Annotated in this window: 16 protein-coding genes and 1 pseudogene; 7 read left to right on the plus strand and 10 right to left on the minus strand. The window is 71.8% G+C overall.

Annotated elements, in window-relative coordinates; all coding sequences use genetic code 11:
• Positions 1-8 precede the first annotated feature (8 nt).
• Together petA and BLW17_RS06055 are read right to left on the minus strand one after the other, a co-directional pair.
• Positions 9-581, minus strand: a complete 573-nt coding sequence (gene petA, locus BLW17_RS06050; RefSeq protein ID WP_036705789.1) for a ubiquinol-cytochrome c reductase iron-sulfur subunit — start codon at positions 579-581, stop codon at positions 9-11.
• A gap of 748 nt (positions 582-1329) precedes the next feature.
• Positions 1330-2880 carry an MORN repeat-containing protein gene (locus BLW17_RS06055; protein WP_052176475.1) on the minus strand — a complete coding sequence of 517 codons (1551 nt, stop codon included), beginning with the start codon at positions 2878-2880 and terminating at the stop codon, positions 1330-1332.
• Between the two features lie 238 nt (positions 2881-3118).
• Here BLW17_RS06055 and BLW17_RS06060 point away from each other — a divergent pair, with 238 nt between their 5' ends.
• Positions 3119-4777, plus strand: coding sequence for an NAD+ synthase (locus BLW17_RS06060; RefSeq protein WP_036734514.1), 1659 nt, complete (start codon positions 3119-3121; stop codon positions 4775-4777).
• Here BLW17_RS06060 and BLW17_RS06065 read toward each other — a convergent pair.
• Both BLW17_RS06065 and rpsU read right to left on the minus strand, forming a co-directional pair.
• Positions 4774-5196, minus strand: a complete 423-nt coding sequence (locus BLW17_RS06065) for an META domain-containing protein (protein ID WP_052176474.1) — start codon at positions 5194-5196, stop codon at positions 4774-4776. The genes BLW17_RS06060 and BLW17_RS06065 overlap by 4 nt on opposite strands.
• 194 nt (positions 5197-5390) lie before the next feature.
• Entirely contained in the window at positions 5391-5597 is a 207-nt protein-coding gene (gene rpsU, locus BLW17_RS06070) for a 30S ribosomal protein S21 (RefSeq protein ID WP_011748553.1), read from the minus strand.
• A 100-nt stretch (positions 5598-5697) separates the two neighbouring features.
• Here rpsU and BLW17_RS06075 point away from each other — a divergent pair, with 100 nt between their 5' ends.
• Positions 5698-6369, plus strand: a complete 672-nt coding sequence (locus tag BLW17_RS06075; protein ID WP_036710367.1) for a COQ9 family protein — start codon at positions 5698-5700, stop codon at positions 6367-6369.
• Complete coding sequence (locus BLW17_RS06080) at positions 6366-7355, plus strand: NAD(P)H-quinone oxidoreductase (protein WP_036734512.1); 990 nt, start codon at positions 6366-6368, stop codon at positions 7353-7355. Before BLW17_RS06075 ends, BLW17_RS06080 begins: the two co-directional genes overlap by 4 nt.
• Positions 7356-7439: 84 nt before the next feature.
• On the opposite strand, the gene BLW17_RS06085 is transcribed toward BLW17_RS06080, so the two are convergent.
• Positions 7440-8105, minus strand: a complete 666-nt coding sequence (locus BLW17_RS06085; protein WP_052176473.1) for a ribonuclease T2 family protein — start codon at positions 8103-8105, stop codon at positions 7440-7442.
• 168 nt (positions 8106-8273) lie between these two features.
• On the opposite strand from BLW17_RS06085, the gene BLW17_RS06090 reads away from it, so the two are divergent.
• Positions 8274-9020, plus strand: a complete 747-nt coding sequence (locus BLW17_RS06090) for a DUF1013 domain-containing protein (protein WP_036703010.1) — start codon at positions 8274-8276, stop codon at positions 9018-9020.
• A gap of 19 nt (positions 9021-9039) precedes the next feature.
• Here the strand turns inward: BLW17_RS06090 and mutS are convergent, their stop codons facing one another.
• Positions 9040-11676: a DNA mismatch repair protein MutS gene (mutS, locus tag BLW17_RS06095; RefSeq protein WP_036734510.1), complete on the minus strand. Its 2637-nt coding sequence runs from the start codon at positions 11674-11676 to the stop codon at positions 9040-9042.
• Between the two features lie 186 nt (positions 11677-11862).
• Between mutS and BLW17_RS06100 the strand changes: the two genes are divergently transcribed.
• Positions 11863-12705: a 2-keto-4-pentenoate hydratase gene (locus tag BLW17_RS06100; protein WP_036734507.1), complete on the plus strand. Its 843-nt coding sequence runs from the start codon at positions 11863-11865 to the stop codon at positions 12703-12705.
• A gap of 10 nt (positions 12706-12715) precedes the next feature.
• Here the strand turns inward: BLW17_RS06100 and BLW17_RS06105 are convergent, their stop codons facing one another.
• From BLW17_RS06105 to BLW17_RS06115, 3 genes and pseudogenes are all read right to left on the minus strand, one after another.
• Positions 12716-13468, minus strand: a complete 753-nt coding sequence (locus BLW17_RS06105; protein WP_036734505.1) for an amino acid ABC transporter ATP-binding protein — start codon at positions 13466-13468, stop codon at positions 12716-12718.
• Positions 13465-14115, minus strand: coding sequence for an amino acid ABC transporter permease (locus BLW17_RS06110; RefSeq protein ID WP_036703018.1), 651 nt, complete (start codon positions 14113-14115; stop codon positions 13465-13467). Before BLW17_RS06110 ends, BLW17_RS06105 begins: the two co-directional genes overlap by 4 nt.
• A gap of 178 nt (positions 14116-14293) precedes the next feature.
• Positions 14294-15031 (minus strand): annotated as a pseudogene (locus tag BLW17_RS06115) (amino acid ABC transporter substrate-binding protein); the annotation flags it as partial.
• Positions 15032-15210: 179 nt separating this feature from the next.
• On the opposite strand from BLW17_RS06115, the gene BLW17_RS06120 reads away from it, so the two are divergent.
• On the plus strand, positions 15211-17490 hold the full coding sequence (locus tag BLW17_RS06120; RefSeq protein ID WP_036734503.1) for an NADP-dependent malic enzyme: 2280 nt from the start codon (positions 15211-15213) through the stop codon (positions 17488-17490).
• A 26-nt stretch (positions 17491-17516) separates the two neighbouring features.
• Here the strand turns inward: BLW17_RS06120 and BLW17_RS06125 are convergent, their stop codons facing one another.
• The gene (locus tag BLW17_RS06125) at positions 17517-18212 is read right to left on the minus strand and encodes a Crp/Fnr family transcriptional regulator (RefSeq protein ID WP_036734501.1); all 696 of its coding nucleotides are present in this window, start codon (positions 18210-18212) and stop codon (positions 17517-17519) included.
• A 199-nt stretch (positions 18213-18411) separates the two neighbouring features.
• Here BLW17_RS06125 and BLW17_RS06130 point away from each other — a divergent pair, with 199 nt between their 5' ends.
• A complete protein-coding gene (locus BLW17_RS06130) occupies positions 18412-19860 on the plus strand; it encodes an aldehyde dehydrogenase family protein (RefSeq protein ID WP_036736870.1) in 1449 nt (482 codons plus the stop codon).

A 19860-nucleotide genomic window follows, 5' to 3' on the forward strand; every position in this document is an offset into this window, starting at 1 on the left:
GTCGCTCCTCAGCCCAGCTTGATGGTGGTGTCGTTCACGAAGGACGCGACGGGGATATGCAGGTTCTGGGGCGCCGGACCGCGGCGGATGCGGCCCGAGGCGTCATAGTGCGACCCGTGGCAGGGGCAGAACCAGCCGCCGAAGTCGCCGGCCCCGTCCCCGATCGGCACGCAGCCGAGGTGGGTGCAGACGCCGATCATGACCAGCCACTTGCCTTCCTCGTCGAGTGCGCGGTTGGCGTCGGTGGCGGGCTCGCCCGGCTTGTTGGCGTTCTCGGCCAGGGGGTCGATCAGCGCGGCGCCGTCGTCGGCGCGGGCGCGCTCGATCTCGTCGGCGGTGCGGTGGCGGATGAAGACCGGCTTGCCCAGCCATTTCACGGTCAGCTGCGTGCCCTCGGCGACGGCGCTGATGTCCACCTGGATCGAGGACAGCGCCTGCACGTCGGCCGAGGGGTTCATCTGGTTGATCAGGGTCCAGCCGGCCGCGCCCGCCGCAACCACGCCAGCGCCGGCGGTCGCGTAATAGAGGAAGTCCCTCCGGGTGGCGCCGTGGTCTCCTGCGGGATGGTCTGCGTGGGACACGGTCATTCTCCAATTCGGGGCCGGGGCGGTGGGCCCTGCCTCAATCGACAGTCGGGCCGCCCACAGGCAGCCTTCGCAGCCGCGGTTCTAGCGATCAAGATTGTGTCAGTCCAGCGGCCTGCGGGCTGTTTGCTGACGCATTTGGCCGCAGGTGTGGGATTTGGGACGCTGTGTCATGCGCGGGTGGCCGGGCGGGCGTGGCGGGGTCAGGGCGGGGCGGTTGGGGCGCGGTTGGAGCGGGCTTCTGTGGTGGCCGCGGAAGGATTGCATCGCCGCTTGGCCGATTCTGCGCCGCAGGAAGAGGTCGGGCCGAGGGATCGGCGTTGGCCTCGTTTGCCCCGAGGGCGCCCGCGCGGCCGGCAGCTCTGCGGATCAAGGGGCGGCCAGGTGGGACTCGCGGGCCGCGCCGGTACGGCCCCGCAGCGCGGTCCTCGGCATCACGGTCGCGGTCCACGATGGGCATGGATGGAGGCGTCCGGCTCGATCTGCCGATGAAGCGTTGGCGCGGCTTGAACGGCTGGCCGTTGGCCGCATGAATGGTGAGCATCGCCGTGTCAGGGCCGCGATGGTTGGGCTCCGCTCCTGCGCGCGCCTGTGCAGCGCAGCGCACCCGCTGGCCCGCACCCCACGCCGCTAAGGAAAAAGGAGCTGGACCGGCGCCGACTTTCGCCCGGCGGTAGCCCTTGCCACCCCCAGCCGGTCACACACTCCCGCGGCCAGCGGCGCGCACCCACCATCGGCCTCGCAATCACCCCCGCGGGTCGGCGTTCGGATCGACGGGTTCGGTCCCGGCCGGTCCCGCGTCGCTGCCGGGCGGGGCGGGCGCCGGGGCCGGGGCGGCCGCCCCCTCGCCGCTCTCCTCCGTCGCGGCCGCGCCCGCGGCGGGCGCGCTGCCCTCGGGGGGCGTCAGCTTGTCGTCCTGCCAGGCGCCCTCGGCCACCCGGCCCGAGGCGTAGCGCATCGTTCCCTGGCCCTGCCGCTTTCCGCCCACGAAATGCCCGGTGTAGACGTCGCCGTTGGTGTAGGTCGCGGTGCCCTCGCCATCGATCTCGCCGTCCTTCCAGCCGCCCTCGTAGCGGAACCCGTCCTTGGTGATCAGCACGCCCTGCCCCTCGCGCTGGCCGTCGACGAAGCTGCCGGTGTAGGCGGTCCCGTCCACATAGCTCGCCTGCCCCTCGCCGTGGCGTTTCCCGTCCTTCCAGGCGCCGTTGTAGAGATAGCCGTCCGGGTTGCTCATCCGGCCCTGGCCCTCGTTGCGACCGGCGCGGAAGCCGCCCTCGTAGACCAGCCCGTTGGCGTAAAGCGCCTTGCCCTGCCCCTCGATCGCGCCGGCGACCCAGTCGCCCTCGTAGCTGGCGCCGTCGGGATAGGTGATCTTGCCCTTGCCGTCCGGCTGGTCGGCCTTGAGTGTCCCCTCGTAGACCGAGCCGTCGGGGTACTGGATGCGGCCCTGCCCCTCCATCCGGCCGTCGACCCAGCCGCCCTGGTAGACATAGCCGTCGCGGCCGCTGAACACCCCCTCGCCGTGCCGCTTGTCGGCGCGGAAGCCGCCCTCGTAGAGGTCGCCGTCGGCGTATTCCGCCCGGCCCTGCCCCTCGCGCCGGTTGGCGACCATGGTGCCGTCGTAGATGTCGCCGTTGGCCTGCACCAGCCGGCCGCGGCCCGACATCTGCCCGGCCGCCCAGCCGCCCTCGTAGACCAGCCCGTCGGGCATGGTCAGCTTGCCCTGCCCGGCGCGCAGGTCGCCCAGCATCCCGCCCTCGTAGACCGAGCCGTCGGGATAGGTGATCTTGCCCGTCCCCTCCTTGGCGCCGTCCACCCAGTCGCCGTCGTAGCGATAGCCGGTGGACTGCACGAGCAGCCCCTTGCCGTGGTGCAGCGCCTTGCGGAACCCGCCCTCGTAGGTCGAGCCGTTGGCATAGACCGCCTTGCCCTGCCCGGTGATCTCGCCGTCGAGCCAGTCGCCCTCATAGGTGCCGCCGTCGGCATAGGTGATCTTGCCGCGCCCGTTCGGCTTGCCCTTGGCAAAGGCGCCCTCGTAGACCGAGCCGTTGGGATAGACCGCGCGGCCCTGGCCCAGGATCTCGCCGTCCACCCAGTCGCCCTCGTAGCGGTAGCCCGAGGGCAGCGTGTAGCTGCCGCGCCCGTGCTGGCGGCCGTTGCGGAAGGTGCCCTCGTACACGCCGCCGTCGTCGTAGGTCTTGGTGACGACCGCGGCGTCCTGCGCGGTGGCGGGGGCCGGGGCCTGGCCCAGCGACAGCCCGGCGGCCAGCGCCGCGGCGATCAGTGCAGGTTTCATCGCCCTTTGCCCTTGCTGCTCGCGGGTCTGGCGCCCGCCGTTCCTGCGGGATGTAACCGAAAGGGCGGCTGGACGCAAAGCCCGGGCGCGGTGCGGACGGCGCGGCCGGATGCCTCCCGCGGGGGTGTCCGGGCCGGAAAGATGCAGCGGGCGTAAGGGCGCGGCGGGACGCGCCGGGCGGGCTTTCGCTCGGCCGGCGCCCGACCTAGTCTCGCGCCGAGAATTGAGGAACCCGCCGATGACCGACCGTTTCCGCCTGACCATGGGCCAGCTCAACGCCACCGTGGGCGACCTGGCGGGCAACGCCGCCAAGGCGCGCGCGGCCTTTGCCGCCGCGCGCGCGGCGGGCGCCGACATGCTGGCGCTGCCCGAGATGTTCATCACCGGCTACCAGACCCAGGACCTGGTGCTGAAGCCCGCCTTTCTGCGCGACGCCATGGCGGCGGTCGAGCGCCTCGCCGCCGACTGCGCCGACGGACCCGCGCTCGGCATCGGCGGCCCGTGGGTCGAGGGCGAGAAGCTCTACAACTGCTACCTGATCCTGCAGGGCGGCCGGATCACCGCCCGGATCACCAAGCACGAACTGCCCCACAAGCAGCTCTTCGACGAGCTGCGGCTCTTCGATCCCGGCCCGATCAGCGGGCCTTACGTGGTGAACGGGGTCCGCATCGGCTCGCCCATCTGCGAGGATGCGTGGTGGCAGCCGGTGACCGAGACGCTGGCCGAGACCGGGGCCGAGATCCTGATCGTGCCGAACGGCAGCCCCTATCACCGCGACAAGCTGGACCTGCGGATGGGCCACATGGTCGCGCGGGTGCACGAAAGCGGGCTGCCCTTGGCCTATGTCAACATGGTCGGCGGGCAAGACGATCAAGTTTATGACGGCGCGTCCTTCGTGCTGAACCCCGGCGGGCACAAGGTCGTGCAGATGGCCCCCTTCGACGAGGGGCTTGTCCATGTCGATTTCACCCGCACCGCCGAGGGCTGGCGGGCCGAACGCGGCGAGATGATCCCGCAGCCCGATGCATGGGAACAGGACTACCGCGCGATCTGCGTGGGCCTCGGGGATTACCTGCGGAAGTCGGGCTTCTCGAAGGTGCTGCTGGGCTTGTCGGGCGGGATCGATTCGGCGCTGGTCGCCACCATCGCCGCCGACACGCTGGGGCCCGAGAACGTGCGCGGGGTGCGGATGCCCTCGGAATACTCGAGCCAGCATTCGCTGGACGACGCCGAGGATCTGGCCCGCCGGCTCGGCATCCGCATGGACACGATCCCCATCGACGGACCGCGCGCCGCCGTCTCGGACGCGCTGGCCGGGGTGATGGCCGGCACCCGCCCCGACGTGACCGAGGAGAACGTCCAGTCCCGGCTGCGCGGGCTGCTGCTCATGGCGATCTCGAACAAGTTCGGCGAGCTTCTTCTGACCACCGGCAACAAGTCCGAGGTCGCGGTCGGCTATGCGACCATCTACGGCGACATGGCGGGGGGCTATAACCCCTTGAAAGACCTCTACAAGACCCGCGTGTTCGAGACCTGCCGCTGGCGCAACGCCAACCACCGCCCGTGGATGGCGGCCCCCGCGGGCGAGGTCATCCCGCCCGGCGTCATCACCAAGCCGCCCTCGGCCGAGCTGCGCCCCGACCAGAAGGACGAGGATTCGCTGCCCCCCTATCCGGTGCTCGATTCGATCCTGACCGGGCTGATCGAGCGTGACCGCTCGGTGGCCGACCTCGTGGCCGAGGGCCACGACCGCGACACGGTGAAGAAGGTCGAGCGGCTGATCTACATCAGCGAGTGGAAACGCTATCAGGCCGCGCCCGGGCCGCGGGTCTCGCCGCGGGCCTTCTGGCTCGACCGGCGCTATCCGCTGGTCAACCGCTGGCGGGACGAAAGCTAGCGCGCCGCGTCGAAGATCATCCGGCGGGCGGGGCCCGCAAGCTCCAGCCCGCCCTTGACCGGATCGGCGCGGGTGACCTGCGCCAGCGCGGCCAGGAACGCCGCCTCGCCCCCCTCGATCAGGCAGGCGCGGCGGGTGGGGGCGATGGGGGCCAGGTCGACTGCAGGCCACTCGGCGCGGTTGGTGGTGTGATAGAGGTTGCACGGCCCCTGCCCCGACACCGCCTGCCCGGCGATGGTCAGATCGGCGGTGCCCTGGATCGGCACCCCCACGATTTCCCTCAGCGTATAGGTGCCGTCGAACCCGGCGCCCGCCCCGCCGCCTCCCGCGACCCCGCCGCCCGCGCAGGCGGCGAGCACGGCGAGGGCCAGGGGCGCCAGCACGACCGGGTGGGAGACGAGTTGTTGGGTGAGACGCATGGGGCAGGCTCCGCTGACTGCCGCCACGGTGCCCCGGCCGGGCCGCGCTGTCACGACGCAACTGCGTGATTTCGCGTGATGAAAGACCCCCGCGGCGGGGCCACGGGGGTCTTTCTGATCCTTCGGCTTTCGCTGTCGCCGGACCGGCGTGTCCCCGAATGGTCGGGAGACCTCGCGGCCCGCCGGACGCGCCCTTACAGCGCGCCTTCGCGCTGGGCCTTTTTACGGGCCAGCTTGCGGGCACGGCGCACGGCCTCGGCCTTTTCACGGGCCTTCTTGACCGACGGCTTCTCGAAATGCTGCTTCAGCTTCATTTCGCGGAAGACCCCTTCGCGCTGAAGTTTCTTCTTCAGGGCACGAAGCGCCTGTTCGACGTTGTTGTCGCGAACGCTCACCTGCATGTGGTTGTCACCACCTTCCTAGGTTAGAGTTGATCGAATTGCAGGACCGGGGCGCCTTAGCGCAGCCGGTCGCCCTTGTCCACCCTGAGGAGCCTTGCCCATGCAAGACGACCGCGACCGGCTGCTCGACGCGGCGCTGACCCATGTCCCGTTCGAGGGGATGAACGACCGCGCGCTGATCGCCGGCGCCCGCGACATCGGCATGGCGCCGGAACTCGCCCGCGTGCATTTCCCCGGCGGCGGGGCGGCGCTGGCCGCGGCCTATCACCGCCGCGCGGACGCGGCACTGGCCGCAGCGCTGGCCGCGCACCCGCCGCAGGGGCGCATCCGCGACCGGATCACGGCGGCGATGCGCCAGCGCCTCGAGCTTGCCGACCCCGAGCTGGTGCGCGCCGGGGCCGCGGTCCTGTCGCTGCCGCCGAACGCGCCGCTCGGCGCCCGGCTGGTGTGGGAGACGGCGGACACGATCTGGACCGGGCTCGGCGATCCGTCCGAGGACGTGAACTGGTGGACCAAGCGCGCCACGCTCGCCTCGGTCTGGGGGGCGGTGGTGCTCTACTGGCTGGGCGACAGCTCGGAAGGCAACCTCGACACCGCAGCCTTCATCGACCGCCGCATCGACGGGGTGATGCGGTTCGAGAAGCTCAAGGCCGGGGTCCGCAAGCTGCCGGGGGTGGGGGCGATGACCGACCTCGCCACCGGCTGGATCAGGAAACCCGCGCCGCAACCCGCGCCCGGCTACCGCGCCGAGAGCCCGCGGGGTGACGCATGAGCCTCCCGCACGAGATGGACGTGGTGGCCATCGCCCAGCCGGGCGGGCCGGGCGTGCTGGACCTGCGCCGCCGGCCGGTGCCGGCGCCGGGCCAGGGCCAGATCCTGATCCGCGTGGCCTATGCCGGGGTGAACCGGCCCGACGTGCTGCAGCGCATGGGCGCCTATGCCCCGCCGCCCGGCGCCTCGGACCTGCCGGGGCTCGAATGTTCGGGCCATGTCGCGGCGATCGGTCCCGGCGTGACCCGCTGGGCGGTGGGGGATGCCGTCTGCGCGCTGCTGCCGGGCGGCGGCTACGCCGAATACGCGCTGACCGCCGCCGACCACGCCCTGCCGGTCCCCGAGGGACTGGGCCTGGCCGAGGCCGCCTGCCTGCCCGAGACCTGCTTCGCCGTCTGGTCCAACGTCGTCATGCGCGGCGGGCTGCGGGCGGGCGAGCGGTTCCTCGTCCACGGCGGCTCGTCGGGGATCGGCACCACCGCGATCCAGATCGCCCGCGCACTCGGCGCCCGCGTCTGGGCCACCGCCGGATCGGCCGAGAAATGCGCCGCCTGCGCCGCGCTCGGCGCCACGGCCATCAACTACCGCGAGGCGGATTTCGTCCAGGTCCTCGCGGCCGAGGGCGGCGCCGACCTGATCCTCGACATGGTGGGCGGCGACTACATCGCCCGCGACCTCAAGGCGCTGGCCGACGACGGGCGGCTGGTGTTCATCGCCTTCCTCGGCGGCCCCAAGGCCGAGATCAACTTCGCCCCGCTGATGACCCGGCGGCTGACCATCACCGGCTCGACGCTCAGGCCCCAGTCCGACCTCGCCAAGGCGGGGATCGCGGCCGAGCTGGCCCGCCACGTCTGGCCGATGGTCGCCGCAGGGCAGCTGCGCCCGGTGATGGACCGCGAGTTCCCGCTCGCCGATGCCGAAGCCGCCCACCGCCGGATGGAAGGCGGCGACCACATCGGCAAGATCGTGCTCAAGGTGGCGGGATAAGCTGACAGCACGGCGGCCGTCCTCAGGCGCCGCCGTGCCGCCTCGGGCTGGACCCAAATATCCCCGCCGGAGGCTCCCGCCCGCTCAGCCGGGCGCCTCCATCAGCATCGGCGCGCGGCAGTCGCGGCGCGAATCGGGGGCGCAGGCGCGGGGCTGAAGGTCGCGGGTCAGGCAGATACGGACCTCGTCCACCCGCCCGCCGTCGCAGGTCACGGTGATCCCGTCGCGCACCATCGCCGGATTCACGGCGATGAACGCATCCTCGACCACCGGCGCGGGCAGGCGCACGTCGCGGGGCAGCATCCGGAACACCGGCGGGATCGTCACCGCCGCCGCCGCATCCCGCACCGCCTGGTAATAGCCCTGCGCCGACAGGCCCGAGCAGCGCCCGTGCTTCTGCCACTGGTACCACGCGAGCCCGCCCGACCCCATCACGTCCGCCATCGCCTGGCTCTCCCGGCGCGAGGGGTCGCGCTCGGGCGTGGCGCAATTGGCGGGCCAGCCGCGCTCGTACTGCGGCCACAGCCCGTGGACGACGAAGCCGGTCCGGCGGCGCGGGTCGCATTGCGGCTCGTTCCGGCCCTGGCCGTCGGTCGCGCACCAAGAGGGCGACCAGCTGAGTGCGAGGACGTAATAGTCGAACCGCCCCGCTACATCGCCCGCGTGCGCGGCGGGCGCGGTCAGGATGGGCGCGGTCAGGGCGGCAACAGCGGCCAAGGCTGCCGCGGCGAGGGGGAAACGGGTGTTCATCCCGTCAGCCTAGGCGGGGCGGGGGCGTTGAAAAAGGGGGTTCAATCCGCCGCCGCGAAATCCTATATGGGACGGCAATTCCCCCGAGATTGAGGAATGGCCGCGACCCCGGCACCCGGGCGGGCCGCCCCGGTTTCCCGGTCGATGGTTATTGCGAAGGAGCAACCGATGAACAAGCCGCTGATGGCCAAGGCCACCGCCGTCTGGCTGGTCGACAACACCACCCTCAGCTTCAAGCAGATCGCGGATTTCTGCGGGATGCACGAGCTCGAGGTCCAGGGCATCGCCGACGGCGACGTGGCGGCGGGCGTCAAGGGCTTCGACCCGGTCGCCTCGAACCAGCTTGACGAGGGCGAGATCGAGAAGGGCCAGAAGGACCCGGCCTACAAGCTCAAGCTGAAGCACAACCCCGCCGCCGAAGGCGAGGAAAAGCGCCGCGGCCCGCGCTATACGCCGCTCTCGAAGCGTCAGGACCGCCCGGCCGCGATCCTGTGGCTGGTCAAGTTCCACCCGGAACTGACCGACGCCCAGATCAGCCGCCTCGTCGGCACCACCAAGCCGACCATCGCCGCGATCCGCGACCGCAGCCACTGGAACATCCAGAACATCCAGCCGATCGACCCGGTCGCGCTCGGCCTCTGCCGCCAGTCGGAACTCGACGCGGCGGTGCAGAAGGCCGCGAAGTCCAAGCCCGAGGTCATGTCCGACGACGAGCGGCGCAAGCTCGTCTCGACCGAATCGAGCCTCGGGATGACCGAAGAGCCGCGCCTGCCCTCGTCCATCGCCGGGCTCGAGAACTTCACCCTCACCCGCGACGACAAGCCCGAGCCGTCGGTCGATGCCGACAGCTTCTTCAACCTGCCCGAGGGGGATGACGCGGGCGAGGACGACGAGGACGAGGACGGCCGCCGCTGAGGTCGCGGCCGCGCGGGGCTCACCCCTCCGGCGGCAACTCGGCCACCAGCGCATAGACCAGGTCCAGCGCCTCGCGCGGCGAGAGCGCATCGGGGCTGACCTCGCGCAGCCGCGCCTCGACCACCGAGGGCGCCGCCCGCACCGGCGCGGCGGCCGGCGGCGGGGCCGCGGCAAACAGCGGCAGGTCGTCGATCAGCGCGGCGGGGCGTCCCTTCCCCTCGCGAGCGCCTGATTCGAGCGCCGCGAGGATCGCCCGCGCCCGCTCCACCACCGAGGCGGGCAGCCCGGCCAGCCGCGCCACCTGCACCCCGTAGCTGCGGTCGGCGGCGCCACGCACGACCTCGTGCAGGAACACCACCTCGCCGTCCCACTCGCGCACCGCCACGGTGGCGTTCTCGACGCCGGGCAGCCGCGCCGCCGCCTGCGTCAGCTCGTGGTAATGGGTGGCGAACAGCGCCCGGCAGCGGTTCTGGGCGTGCAGATGCTCGAGCACCGCCCAGGCGATCGACAACCCGTCCCAGGTCGCCGTGCCGCGGCCGATCTCGTCCAGGATCACCAGCGCGCCGGCGTCGGCCTGATTGAGGATCGCCGCCGTCTCGACCATCTCGACCATGAAGGTCGAACGTCCACGCGCGAGGTCATCCGCCGCCCCCACGCGCGAGAAGAGCTGCGTCACCATCCCGATCCGCGCCCGCGCCGCGGGGACGAAGGCGCCCGCCTGCGCCAGCACCGCGATCAGCGCGTTCTGCCGCAGGAAGGTCGATTTCCCCGCCATGTTCGGCCCGGTCAGCAGCCAGATCGCCGGGGTCTCGCCCGCGGTCAGGGCGCAGTCGTTGGCCACGAAGGGCTCGCCCTTGCGGCGCAGGGCGCGCTCGACCACCGGATGCCGCCCCGCCTCGACCTCGAAGGCGCGGCTGTCCTCGACCACCGGCCGGGTCCAGCCCTCACCGGTCGCCAGATCCGCCCAGGCGGCGGTCACGTCGATCTCGGCCAGCGCCCGCGCCGTCACCCCGATCCGCCCCGCCTCGGCCAGCACCGCGCCGACCAGCCGGGCGAAGATGCCGCGCTCGATCTCGAGCGCCCGGTCGCGGGCGTTGAGGATGCGGGTCTCCAGCTCCGACAGTTCGACCGTGGTGAAGCGGATCTGGTTCGCGGTGGTCTGGCGGTGGATGAAGCGGGCGTTGAGCGGCGGGGCCAGCATCCGCTCGGCATGGGTGGTGGTGGTCTCGATGAAATAGCCCAGCACGTTGTTGTGCTTGATCTTCAGGCTGGCGATGCCGGTCTCGGCGGCATAGTCGGCCTGCATCCGGCCGATCACGCCCCGGCCCTCGTCGCGCAGGGCGCGGGTCTCGTCCAGATCGGCGTCGAACCCCGGGGCCACGAAGCCGCCGTCGCGGGCGAGCAGCGGCGGCTCGGCCACCAGCGCCGCGTCAAGCAGCGCCACCAGCGCCTCGTGCCCGCCGAGATCGCCCGCCGCCGCGTCGAGCGCGGGGTCCGCCGCGCCCGGAATGTCGGCGATCCGCGCCGCCGCCGCCAGCCCGGCCCGGATCGCGCCCAGATCGCGCGGCCCGCCGCGGTCGAGTGCCAGCCGCGAGAGCGCCCGGTCGAGGTCGGGCACTGCCGACAGCGCCGCCCGCAACGCCTCGGTGCGGGCGGGATCGTCGGCCAGCGTCGCCACCGCGGCGTGGCGGCGCCGGATCTCGGCCAGATCGCGCGAGGGCGCGGACAACCGCCGCTCCAACAGCCGCGCGCCGGCGGCCGTCACCGTCCGGTCCACCGCGGCCAGAAGCGAGCCCTCGCGCCCGCCCGACAGCGCCTGCGTCAGTTCGAGGTTGCGGCGGGTGGCGGCGTCGATGGCCATCGTCCCGGCGCCGCTTTCGCGCACCGGCGGCGCGAGCCGCGGCATCCGCCCGCGCTGGGTGAGGTCGAGGTAATCCGCGATCGCCCCCAGCGCCGCCAGCTCGGCCCGGGTGAACTGGCCGAAGCCGTCCAGCGTCTCGACCCCGTACAGCGCCGTCAGCCGACGCACGGCAGCGGTCGAATCGAAGCTGCCGGGGGAAAGCTCGGTCAGCGCCGCCCCGGCCTCGCGGGCGATCTCGTCCAGCCCCGAGCCCTCGACCGCCAGCAGCTCGCGCGGGGCGTGGCGGGCAAGCTCCGGCCCCAGCCGCGCGGGCGCGCAGGGCGCGACCCGCAGCGCGCCGGTCGAGATGTCGGCCCAGGCCAGCGCCGCCTCGTCACGGACCACCGCAAAGGCGGCGAGGAAATTGTGCCGCCGCGCCTCGAGCAGTGAATCCTCGGTCAGCGTGCCGGGCGTGACCAGCCGCACCACGTCGCGCGCCACGACCGACTTCGAGCCGCGCTTCTTCGCCTCGGCCGGGTCCTCCATCTGCTCGGCGATGGCGACGCGGAAGCCCTTGCGGATCAGCGTCAGCAGATAGCTTTCGGCGGCGTGGACCGGCACCCCGCACATCGGGATCGGCTTGCCCTCATGCGTGCCCCGCGCGGTCAGCGCGATGTCCAACGCCGCCGCCGCCGCCACGGCGTCGTCGAAGAACATCTCGTAGAAATCGCCCATGCGATAGAACAAGAGCGCGCCCGGATGCTGGGCGCGGATCGCCAGATACTGCGCCATCATCGGGGTCGGCTGGTCGGTCATCGGGGCGTCCGGGGCGGCTGGGAGGGGCTTTCACCGCTTCTAGTGCCGCGCCGGGGCAAGGGAAACCGAGTGGCGTCGTTCCGGCCCAAATACCCGGCAGCACCCGCCCGCCGCGCGGCGCTGTAGACAGAGGCGCCCCGCCCTGCCACCACTCACCCACCATCCGCGAAGTGAGGAGGCTTCCCGATGACCCCGACGAAACTCGCCCTGACGCTGGCGGCGGCGCTCGCCGCCGGCCCCGCCCTCGCCGTCTGCCCGCCGCCGCCGGTGGTGGCGGATGCGGCGCACGGCTGGCTGAACGGCCAGCGGGTGGGCGACCTGCATCTGAACAGCATGGCCGACGCCGCCTGCGCCTATGCCACCTACCGCGCCACGCTCGCGGGCGCGATGGGCAAGCCGGTCGGCTGGAAGGTCGGCTTCACCTCGAAACCCGCGCAAGAGAAGTTCGGCGTCACCGCCCCGGTTGCGGGCCAGCTGTTCGCCGACATGATCAAGACGGACGGCGCCTCCGTCTCGATGAAGGGCTCGCGCGCGCCGTTCTTCGAGGCCGACCTGATCGTGACCGTCAAGGACGCCGCCATCAACAGCGCCAAGACGCGCGAGGAGGCCGCGGCCGCGCTGGACGAGGTGGTGCCGTTCATCGAGATCCCCGACATGGCGCTGACCAGGGGGCTCGCGCCCACCGGCCTGCTGATGGCGGCCTATGGGGTGATGCCGTGGCGCGGGGTCGAGGGGACGGGCGTGAAGATCGCCGATCTCGCGGACCCGGTCGCCGACCTCGCGGCGCTGACCGTCGACCTCAAGGAGGGTGGCAAGACCGTAGCCGAGGGCAAGGGCGAGATGCTGCTCGGCCACCCGCTCGACGTGGTGCTGTGGCTGGTCGGCCAGGGGGTGACGCTGGCGCCCGGGGACGCGATCTCGCTCGGGTCGCTCTCGGCGCTGACGCCGGCGAAGCCAGGGCAGTCACTCAGCGCCGATTACAGCGTCGGCGGCAAGACCATGCACGTCGCGGCGACGCTGACGGAGTGACGGTGGCGGACTACAGCACCCGCTGCAGGAACGCCTGCGTGCGCGGATCGCGCGGCGCGGAGAAGATCAGTTCCGGCGGCCCTTCCTCGACGATGCGGCCGCCGTCCATGAACACCACCCGGTCGGCGATCTCGCGCGCGAACTGCATCTCGTGGGTGACGACCACCATCGTCTGCCCGCCCTCGGCCACACGCCGCATCAGGGCCAGCACCTCGCCCACCCACTCGGGGTCGAGCGCCGAGGTCGGCTCGTCCAAGAGCATCAGATCGGCCTGAAGCGCCATGGCGCGGGCAATGCCCACGCGCTGCTGCTGGCCGCCCGACAGCGCCGAGGGATAGGCGTCGCCGCGGTCGCCCAGGCCGATGTCGCGCAGGATCGCGTCGGCGCGCGCCTCGGCCTCGTCGCGCGGGACGCCGCGGACCACGACCAGCCCCTCGGCGATGTTCTGGCGCGCGGTGCGGTTGGCAAACAGCGCATAGCTCTGGAATACGAACGAGGTGCGGCGACGCAGGGCGAGGATCTCGGGGCGGCGCGCGGTGGCGGCATCGAGGGTCAGCCCGCCGACCGACACCTGCCCCGCGGTCGCGCGCTCGAGAAAGTTCCAGCAGCGCAAGAGCGTGGACTTGCCGGTGCCCGACGGCCCGATCACCGCCACGCATTCGCCCGGCGCCACGCTCAGCGTGATGCCGTTGAGCACCGGGCCGGCGCCGAAGTGCTTGACCAGCCCGGTGACGGCGGCGGCGGTCTGCGGCGCGCCGCTCATGCCCGGACCCCCCGGCCCAGCCGGACCTCGAGCGCCTTCTGCACCCGGCTCAGCGCCTCGACGATGACCCAATAGATCACCGCGACGGTCAGGAACGCCTCGAGATAGCGAAAGCTGCCCGCGGCCTCTTTCTGCGCCGCGCCCATCATCTCGGTCACGCCGAGGGTGAAGGCGAGCGAGGTCGATTTCAGGATGTCCACGAAATAGTTGATCAGCGTCGGCGCCGCGACCCGGGCCGCCTGCGGCAGGATGATTCGGCGCATGGTCTGCACCTCGGTCATGCCGACCGAGCGCGCGGCCTCCCACTGGTCGCGGGCGACGCCGAGGATCGCGCCGCGCAGGCTCTCGGCCATGTAGGCCGAGAAATGCAGCGTCAGGCCCAGCATCGCCGCGGTGATGCCGTCGATGCGGGTGAAGAACGCCACCGCCTGCGGCAGACCGTAGTAGAAGAGGAACAGCTGCACGAGCAGCGGGGTGCCGCGGAAGAAGCTGATGAACACCCCCGCGAGCTGATGCGCCACCGGGACGCGCAGCACCCGGATCACCGCGAGGATCGACGACAGGACCAGCGCCCCCGCCATCGATCCCGCCGCCATCGCCACGGTCAGCGGCACATAGCCGAGGATGACCGGGAACAGCCCTGCCATGTAGCCGAGGTCGATCACCCGGTCCGGTCCGTCAGTTGGTCGCCGCCGGGGCCATCCCCGCCGCCGGGGCCGGGGCCGGGGTGGCAGCGGGCGCGGTAGCCGGGGCCGCCTCGGCGGCCGGCGCCACCGCGTCGCCCTCGGCCGGGGCCACGGCGTTGTCGGCGCCGGTCGCGGGGCGGGTGATGTCGGTGCCGAACCATTTTTCGCTGATTTCGGTCAGCGTCCCGTCCGCCGCCAGCGCCTCGAGCGCGCCGTCCACCTTGTCGCGCATGGCCCGCCCGGCCTCGTCGCTGCGGAACGGCAGGGCGTTGCGGATCTCGCTGAAGGGGGCGCCGGCGAGCTGCAGCGGCAGCCCGCTTTCGCGGATCAGCTGGACCGAGCTCACCCGGTCCATCACGAACGCATCGACCCGGCCCAGCGCGGTTTCCTGCGCGATGTTGCCCTCGTAGGTCTTGATCTCGATGTCGGCGGCGTCGGGCCGCTCGCGCATCAGCTGCTCGTAGTTCGAGCCGAGGTCCACCGCGACGGTCTTGCCGGCCAGGCTCTCGACCCCGGTCACCGCGTCGTTGCCCTTGCGGGTCACGACCTGCGCGCCGTCATAGACATAGGGTCGGGTGAAGGTGAAGCGCGCCTCGCGCTCGGGGGTGATGGTGATCTGGTTGGCGATCGTGTCGATCCGCCCCGAATCGAGCGCCCCGACCAGCCCCGAGAACCCCATCGTCACGAACTCGACCGTGTCGCCGGTGCGGGCGCCGACGGCGTTCAGCACGTCCACCTCGAACCCCTGCAGCTGGTTGTTGCGGGTGAAGGTGAAGGGGAAATACTGGCCCGACATCCCCACGCGGATCGTCTCGGCCGAGGCCGTGCCAGCCAGCAGCACCAGGATCGCCGTGGCCGCTTTCAGGGATTTGATCATGCTGTGGTCCTCTGTCTCGCGCGGCGTGCCGCGCAGTCTCTTGCGTTGCCTGTCTGTTACCGCAAACTGTCAGGCAGCGATAGGCCTTCCGCGCCGTCGGCGTTCGAGAGGACCGGATAGCATTTGCCGACGCCCCCGCCGCCGCAGTAAGCGGAAGCCAGCATCAGGGGGGGACCACCATGACCGAAAGCCACGGCAGCACGCGCGCCCGCATCACGCCCGAGGAGGCGCTCGCCTATCACCTCGAGCCGCGGCCCGGAAAGTTCGACGTGGTGCCCTCGACGCCCATGGCGACCCAGCGCGACCTGTCGCTGGCCTATTCCCCCGGCGTCGCCGTCCCGGTCGAGGCGATCGCGGCCCGCCCCGAGACCGCCTATGACTACACCACCAAGGGCAACCTCGTGGCCGTCGTGTCGAACGGCACGGCGATCCTCGGCCTCGGCAACCTCGGCGCGCTCGCCTCGAAGCCGGTGATGGAGGGCAAGGCGGTGCTCTTCAAGCGCTTCGCCGACGTCAACGCCATCGACATCGAGCTCGACACCGAAGACCCCGACGAGATCATCCAGGCCGTGCGGCTGATGGGCCCCACCTTCGGCGGCATCAACCTCGAGGACATCAAGGCGCCCGAGTGCTTCATCATCGAAAGCCGCCTCAAGGAGCTGATGGACATCCCCGTCTTCCATGACGACCAGCACGGCACCGCGGTGATCTGTGCGGCGGGGCTGATCAACGCGCTGGAAATCTCGGGCAAGCGGATCGAGGACTGCAAGATCGTGCTCAACGGCGCGGGCGCGGCGGGGATCGCCTGTCTCGAGCTGCTCAAGGCGATGGGCGCGCGGCCCGAGAACTGCATCATGGCCGACACCAAGGGCGTCGTCTATCAGGGCCGCACCGAGGGCATGAACCAGTGGAAATCCGCCCACGCCGCGGTGACCGAGGCGCGGACGCTGGCCGATGCGATGGTCGGCTGCGACGTGTTCCTGGGCGTCTCGGCCAAGGGGGCGGTGACGCCCGAGATGGTGCGCTCGATGGCCCCGAACCCGGTCATCTTCGCCATGGCCAACCCCGACCCCGAGATCACCCCGGAAGAGGCGCACGCCGTCCGCCAGGACGCCATCGTGGCCACGGGTCGGTCGGATTACCCCAACCAGGTCAACAACGTGCTGGGGTTCCCCTATCTCTTCCGCGGGGCGCTGGACATCCACGCCCGCGCGATCAACGACGAGATGAAGATCGCCTGCGCCGAGGCGCTGGCGCGGCTCGCGCGCGAGGACGTGCCCGACGAGGTGGCGATGGCCTATGGTCGCAAGCTGACCTTCGGGCGCGACTACATCATCCCGACGCCCTTCGACCCGCGGCTGATCCACGTCATTCCGCCCGCCGTCGCCAAGGCCGGCATGGACACCGGCGTCGCCCGCCGCCCGATCATCGACATGGAGGCCTATGAGCAGACGCTGCGCCAGCGCATGGACCCCACGGCGGCGATGGTGCAGTCGATCCACGCCCGCGCCCGGCGCAGCCAGTCGCGGATGATCTTCGCCGAGGGCGACGACCCGCGCGTCCTGCGCGCCGCCGTGGCCTGGCAGCGCGGCGGCTTCGGCCGGGCGCTGGTCGTGGGCCGCGACGGCGACGTGGCCGAAAAGCTGACCGCCGCCGGCCTCGCCGACGCGGTGGCCGAGATCGAGGTGGTGAGCGCCGCCAAGACCCCGCATCTGCGCGCCTATCACGAGACGCTCTATGCCCGCCTGCAGCGCAAGGGGGTGGACCGCGAGGACGCCTTCAAGCTCGCCAACCGCGACCGGCACATCTTCGCCGCGCTGATGCTGGCGCACGGGCACGGCGACGGGCTGGTGACCGGGGCCACGCGCAAGAACGCCCATGTGCTGGCTCAGATCGGCCATGTCTTCGACGTCCGCCCGCAGGACGGGGCGGTGGGCATCACCGCGGTGCTGCACAAGGGCCGGATCGTGCTGATCGGGGACACGCTGGTCCACGAATGGCCCGAGGCCGAGGATCTCGCGCTCATCGCCACCCGCGGCGCGCAGGTCGCCCGCGGCCTGGGGATGGAGCCGCGGGTCGCGTTCCTCTCGTTCTCGAACTTCGGCTATCCGCTGTCCGAACGCGCCATCAAGATGGCCGAGGCGCCCAAGGTGCTCGACCGCATGGGCGTGGACTTCGAGTATGAGGGCGAGATGACGGTCGACGTCGCGCTGAACCCCGAGCAGGCGGCGAAATACCCGTTCTCGCGGCTGACCGGCCCGGCCAACGTGCTGGTGGTGCCCGCGCGGCACTCAGCGTCGATCTCGGTCAAGCTCTTGCAGGAGATGGCGGGCGCGATGGTGATCGGGCCGATCCTGACGGGCGTGCCGAAGCCGATCCAGATCCTGTCCACCAGCTCGACCGTCAACGACATCCTGCACATGGCGGCCATCGCCGCGGGCGGGCTGTCGGTGCGCTGAGCCTCAGAGGTGCAGGGGCCGGGGACCTAGCGCAGCCACGGCTTCGCCGGGTCCTCGGCCGCCAGTTCGCGCAACGCCTCGATGTCGTCGATATGGGCGACGGCTGCCTCGATCCTCACGCCGTGCTGGCGCAGCCGGGCAAAGGCGCGCGACAAGCTTTCGGGCTTCATCCCCAGGCGCCCGGCGATCAGCGTCTTGTTGTAGGGCAGCGCCACGGTGCAGGCGCCGTCGCCGGCGGCGAGGTCCAGCAGGAACTCGGCCACCCGCTGCACGCCCGAGCGCGCCTTCAGGTGCTCGACCTGCTCGACGAGCTGCTGCAGGTGGACATAGGTCGCCGCAAGCATCGAGGTTGCCAGCGTCGCATCGCTCTCGAGCAGGTGGCGCAGCCGTACCCCGTCCAGCCGCAAGAGCCGCGCCGGGGTGATCGCCTCGGCCGAGACCGGGTAGATGCCGCCCTTGAGCGCCACCGCCTCGCCGAAGCTGCGGCCGCGGGTCATCACGCTCACCACCGCCTCGGCCCCCGAGGGCGCCACGCGGTAAAGCTTCACCCAGCCGTCGAGCAGGATGAACACCGCCGCCGCCGGATCGTCCTGCAGGAACAGCGTCTGCCCCGTCTCGGCGGTCAGCACCACCGCGCCGTCCAGAAGCTTGTCCTGCACCGGCGGCCCGAGCCGGGCGAGCAGGGGGGACTGGCGGGCGGTCTGCTGGTCGGCGGGGGTCATGCAATGCTCCTGACGCAGGCGGGACGTGCGGGCCAGTGCATCTGCTACGCAAGCCCGGCCGGGGTTGCAACCGCCCGGGCGGGCGGTGGGGCGGCGGTGGGGCGGGCGGTTGGCGGGCGTGGTATACCAGCCCTTGCGCCCGGTCGCCGCTCTGGCCAATCTGGCCGCGACCCGCCGTTTCCCCCGAGAGGCCCGTGCCATGACCGCCCCGACCCCGACCCTGCCCCGGCCGCTGAACCTCATCGCGGGCGACTGGGTTCCGGCGCGGTCGGGGGCGCGCATGGCGGTCGTCTCACCCCGCGACGGGCAGGGCTTCGCCGAGATCGCGGATTCGGACGCGTCCGACATCGACGCCGCCGTGGCCGCGGCCCGCACGGCGCTCGAGACCGGCGACTGGGGCCGCCTCAGCGCGGCCGAGCGGGGCCGTCTGCTGATGCGCTACGCCGCCGCGATCCTGGCCGACGCCGACGCGCTCGCCGCGCTTGAGACCCGTGACAACGGCAAGCCGCTGGCGCAGGCGCGCGCCGACATGGTGCTGACGGCGCGGTATTTCGAATATTACGGCGGCGCCGCCGACAAGGTGCATGGCGAGGTGATCCCCTTCCAGCCCGGCACCACGGTCGCCGTCACACGCGGCCCGCATGGCGTCACCGGCCATATCGTGCCCTGGAACTACCCCGCGCAGATCTACGGCCGCTCGGTCGGGGCGGCGCTGGCGATGGGCAACGCCTGCGTCTTGAAACCGGCCGAGGATGCCTGCCTCTCGATCCTGCGACTGGCCGAGATCGCGAGCGGCATCCTGCCCCCCGGCGCGCTCAACGTCGTCACCGGGCGCGGCGAGGTGGCGGGCCGCGCGCTGTCCGAACACCCGGGCGTCGACTTCCTCAGCTTCACCGGCTCGCCCGAGGTGGGCCAGATGATCCAAATCGCCGCGGCCAGGAACTTCATCGGCTGCACGCTGGAACTGGGCGGCAAGTCGCCGCAGATCGTCTTTGCCGACGCCGATCTGGACGCCGCCCTGCCGGTGCTCGCCAACGCCATCATCCAGAACGGCGGGCAGACCTGCTCGGCCGGCTCGCGGGTGCTGATCGAGCGCCCGATCTGGGACGACCTCACCGCCCGCCTCGCCGAGCGGTTCCGCGGCGTCGAGGCGTCCGACGCCCCCGACGCCATCCTCGGCCCGCTGATCTCGGCGAGGCAAAAGGCACGGGTGGAACGCTACATCGCCGAGGCCGGCGCGCTGGAACTCGCCCGCGGCCGGGTCGCCGGCAACGCGCCGTCCGAGGGGTTCTACGTCCCGCCCGTCCTCTTCGGCCCGGTCGATCCCCAAAGCCCCCTCGCCCAAGAGGAGATCTTCGGCCCCGTCCTCTGCGCCATCCCCTTCGACACCGAGGCCGAGGCCATCGCCATCGCCAACGGCACCGACTACGGCCTCGTCGCCGGGATCTGGACCCGCGACGGCGCCCGCCAGGCGCGCGTCGCCAACGCCATGCGCTGTGGGCAGGTGTTCATCAACGGCTACGGCGCCGGCGGCGGGGTGGAACTGCCCTTCGGCGGCATCCGCAAGTCCGGCCACGGCCGCGAAAAGGGGTTCGAGGCGCTCTACGAGTTTTCCACGATCAAGACGATCGTGAACCATCACGGCTGA

Origin of the sequence: Paracoccus sanguinis (genome assembly GCF_900106665.1) — a bacterium.
Lineage (GTDB): Bacteria > Pseudomonadota > Alphaproteobacteria > Rhodobacterales > Rhodobacteraceae > Paracoccus > Paracoccus panacisoli.

What these genes read in the sequence shown, in the direction of transcription:
- BLW17_RS06090 (WP_036703010.1), top strand. Translation starts at nt 8,274, where the DNA reads ATGAACAAGCCGCTGATGGCCAAGGCCACCGCCGTCTGGCTGGTCGAC.
- BLW17_RS06130 (WP_036736870.1), top strand. Translation starts at nt 18,412, where the DNA reads ATGACCGCCCCGACCCCGACCCTGCCCCGGCCGCTGAACCTCATCGCG.
- BLW17_RS06055 (WP_052176475.1), bottom strand. Translation starts at nt 2,880, where the DNA reads ATGAAACCTGCACTGATCGCCGCGGCGCTGGCCGCCGGGCTGTCGCTG.
- BLW17_RS06075 (WP_036710367.1), top strand. Translation starts at nt 5,698, where the DNA reads ATGCAAGACGACCGCGACCGGCTGCTCGACGCGGCGCTGACCCATGTC.
- BLW17_RS06120 (WP_036734503.1), top strand. Translation starts at nt 15,211, where the DNA reads ATGACCGAAAGCCACGGCAGCACGCGCGCCCGCATCACGCCCGAGGAG.
- rpsU (WP_011748553.1), bottom strand. Translation starts at nt 5,597, where the DNA reads ATGCAGGTGAGCGTTCGCGACAACAACGTCGAACAGGCGCTTCGTGCC.
- mutS (WP_036734510.1), bottom strand. Translation starts at nt 11,676, where the DNA reads ATGACCGACCAGCCGACCCCGATGATGGCGCAGTATCTGGCGATCCGC.
- BLW17_RS06065 (WP_052176474.1), bottom strand. Translation starts at nt 5,196, where the DNA reads ATGCGTCTCACCCAACAACTCGTCTCCCACCCGGTCGTGCTGGCGCCC.
- BLW17_RS06085 (WP_052176473.1), bottom strand. Translation starts at nt 8,105, where the DNA reads ATGAACACCCGTTTCCCCCTCGCCGCGGCAGCCTTGGCCGCTGTTGCC.
- BLW17_RS06060 (WP_036734514.1), top strand. Translation starts at nt 3,119, where the DNA reads ATGACCGACCGTTTCCGCCTGACCATGGGCCAGCTCAACGCCACCGTG.
- BLW17_RS06110 (WP_036703018.1), bottom strand. Translation starts at nt 14,115, where the DNA reads ATGGCAGGGCTGTTCCCGGTCATCCTCGGCTATGTGCCGCTGACCGTG.
- BLW17_RS06100 (WP_036734507.1), top strand. Translation starts at nt 11,863, where the DNA reads ATGACCCCGACGAAACTCGCCCTGACGCTGGCGGCGGCGCTCGCCGCC.
- BLW17_RS06125 (WP_036734501.1), bottom strand. Translation starts at nt 18,212, where the DNA reads ATGACCCCCGCCGACCAGCAGACCGCCCGCCAGTCCCCCCTGCTCGCC.
- BLW17_RS06105 (WP_036734505.1), bottom strand. Translation starts at nt 13,468, where the DNA reads ATGAGCGGCGCGCCGCAGACCGCCGCCGCCGTCACCGGGCTGGTCAAG.
- BLW17_RS06080 (WP_036734512.1), top strand. Translation starts at nt 6,366, where the DNA reads ATGAGCCTCCCGCACGAGATGGACGTGGTGGCCATCGCCCAGCCGGGC.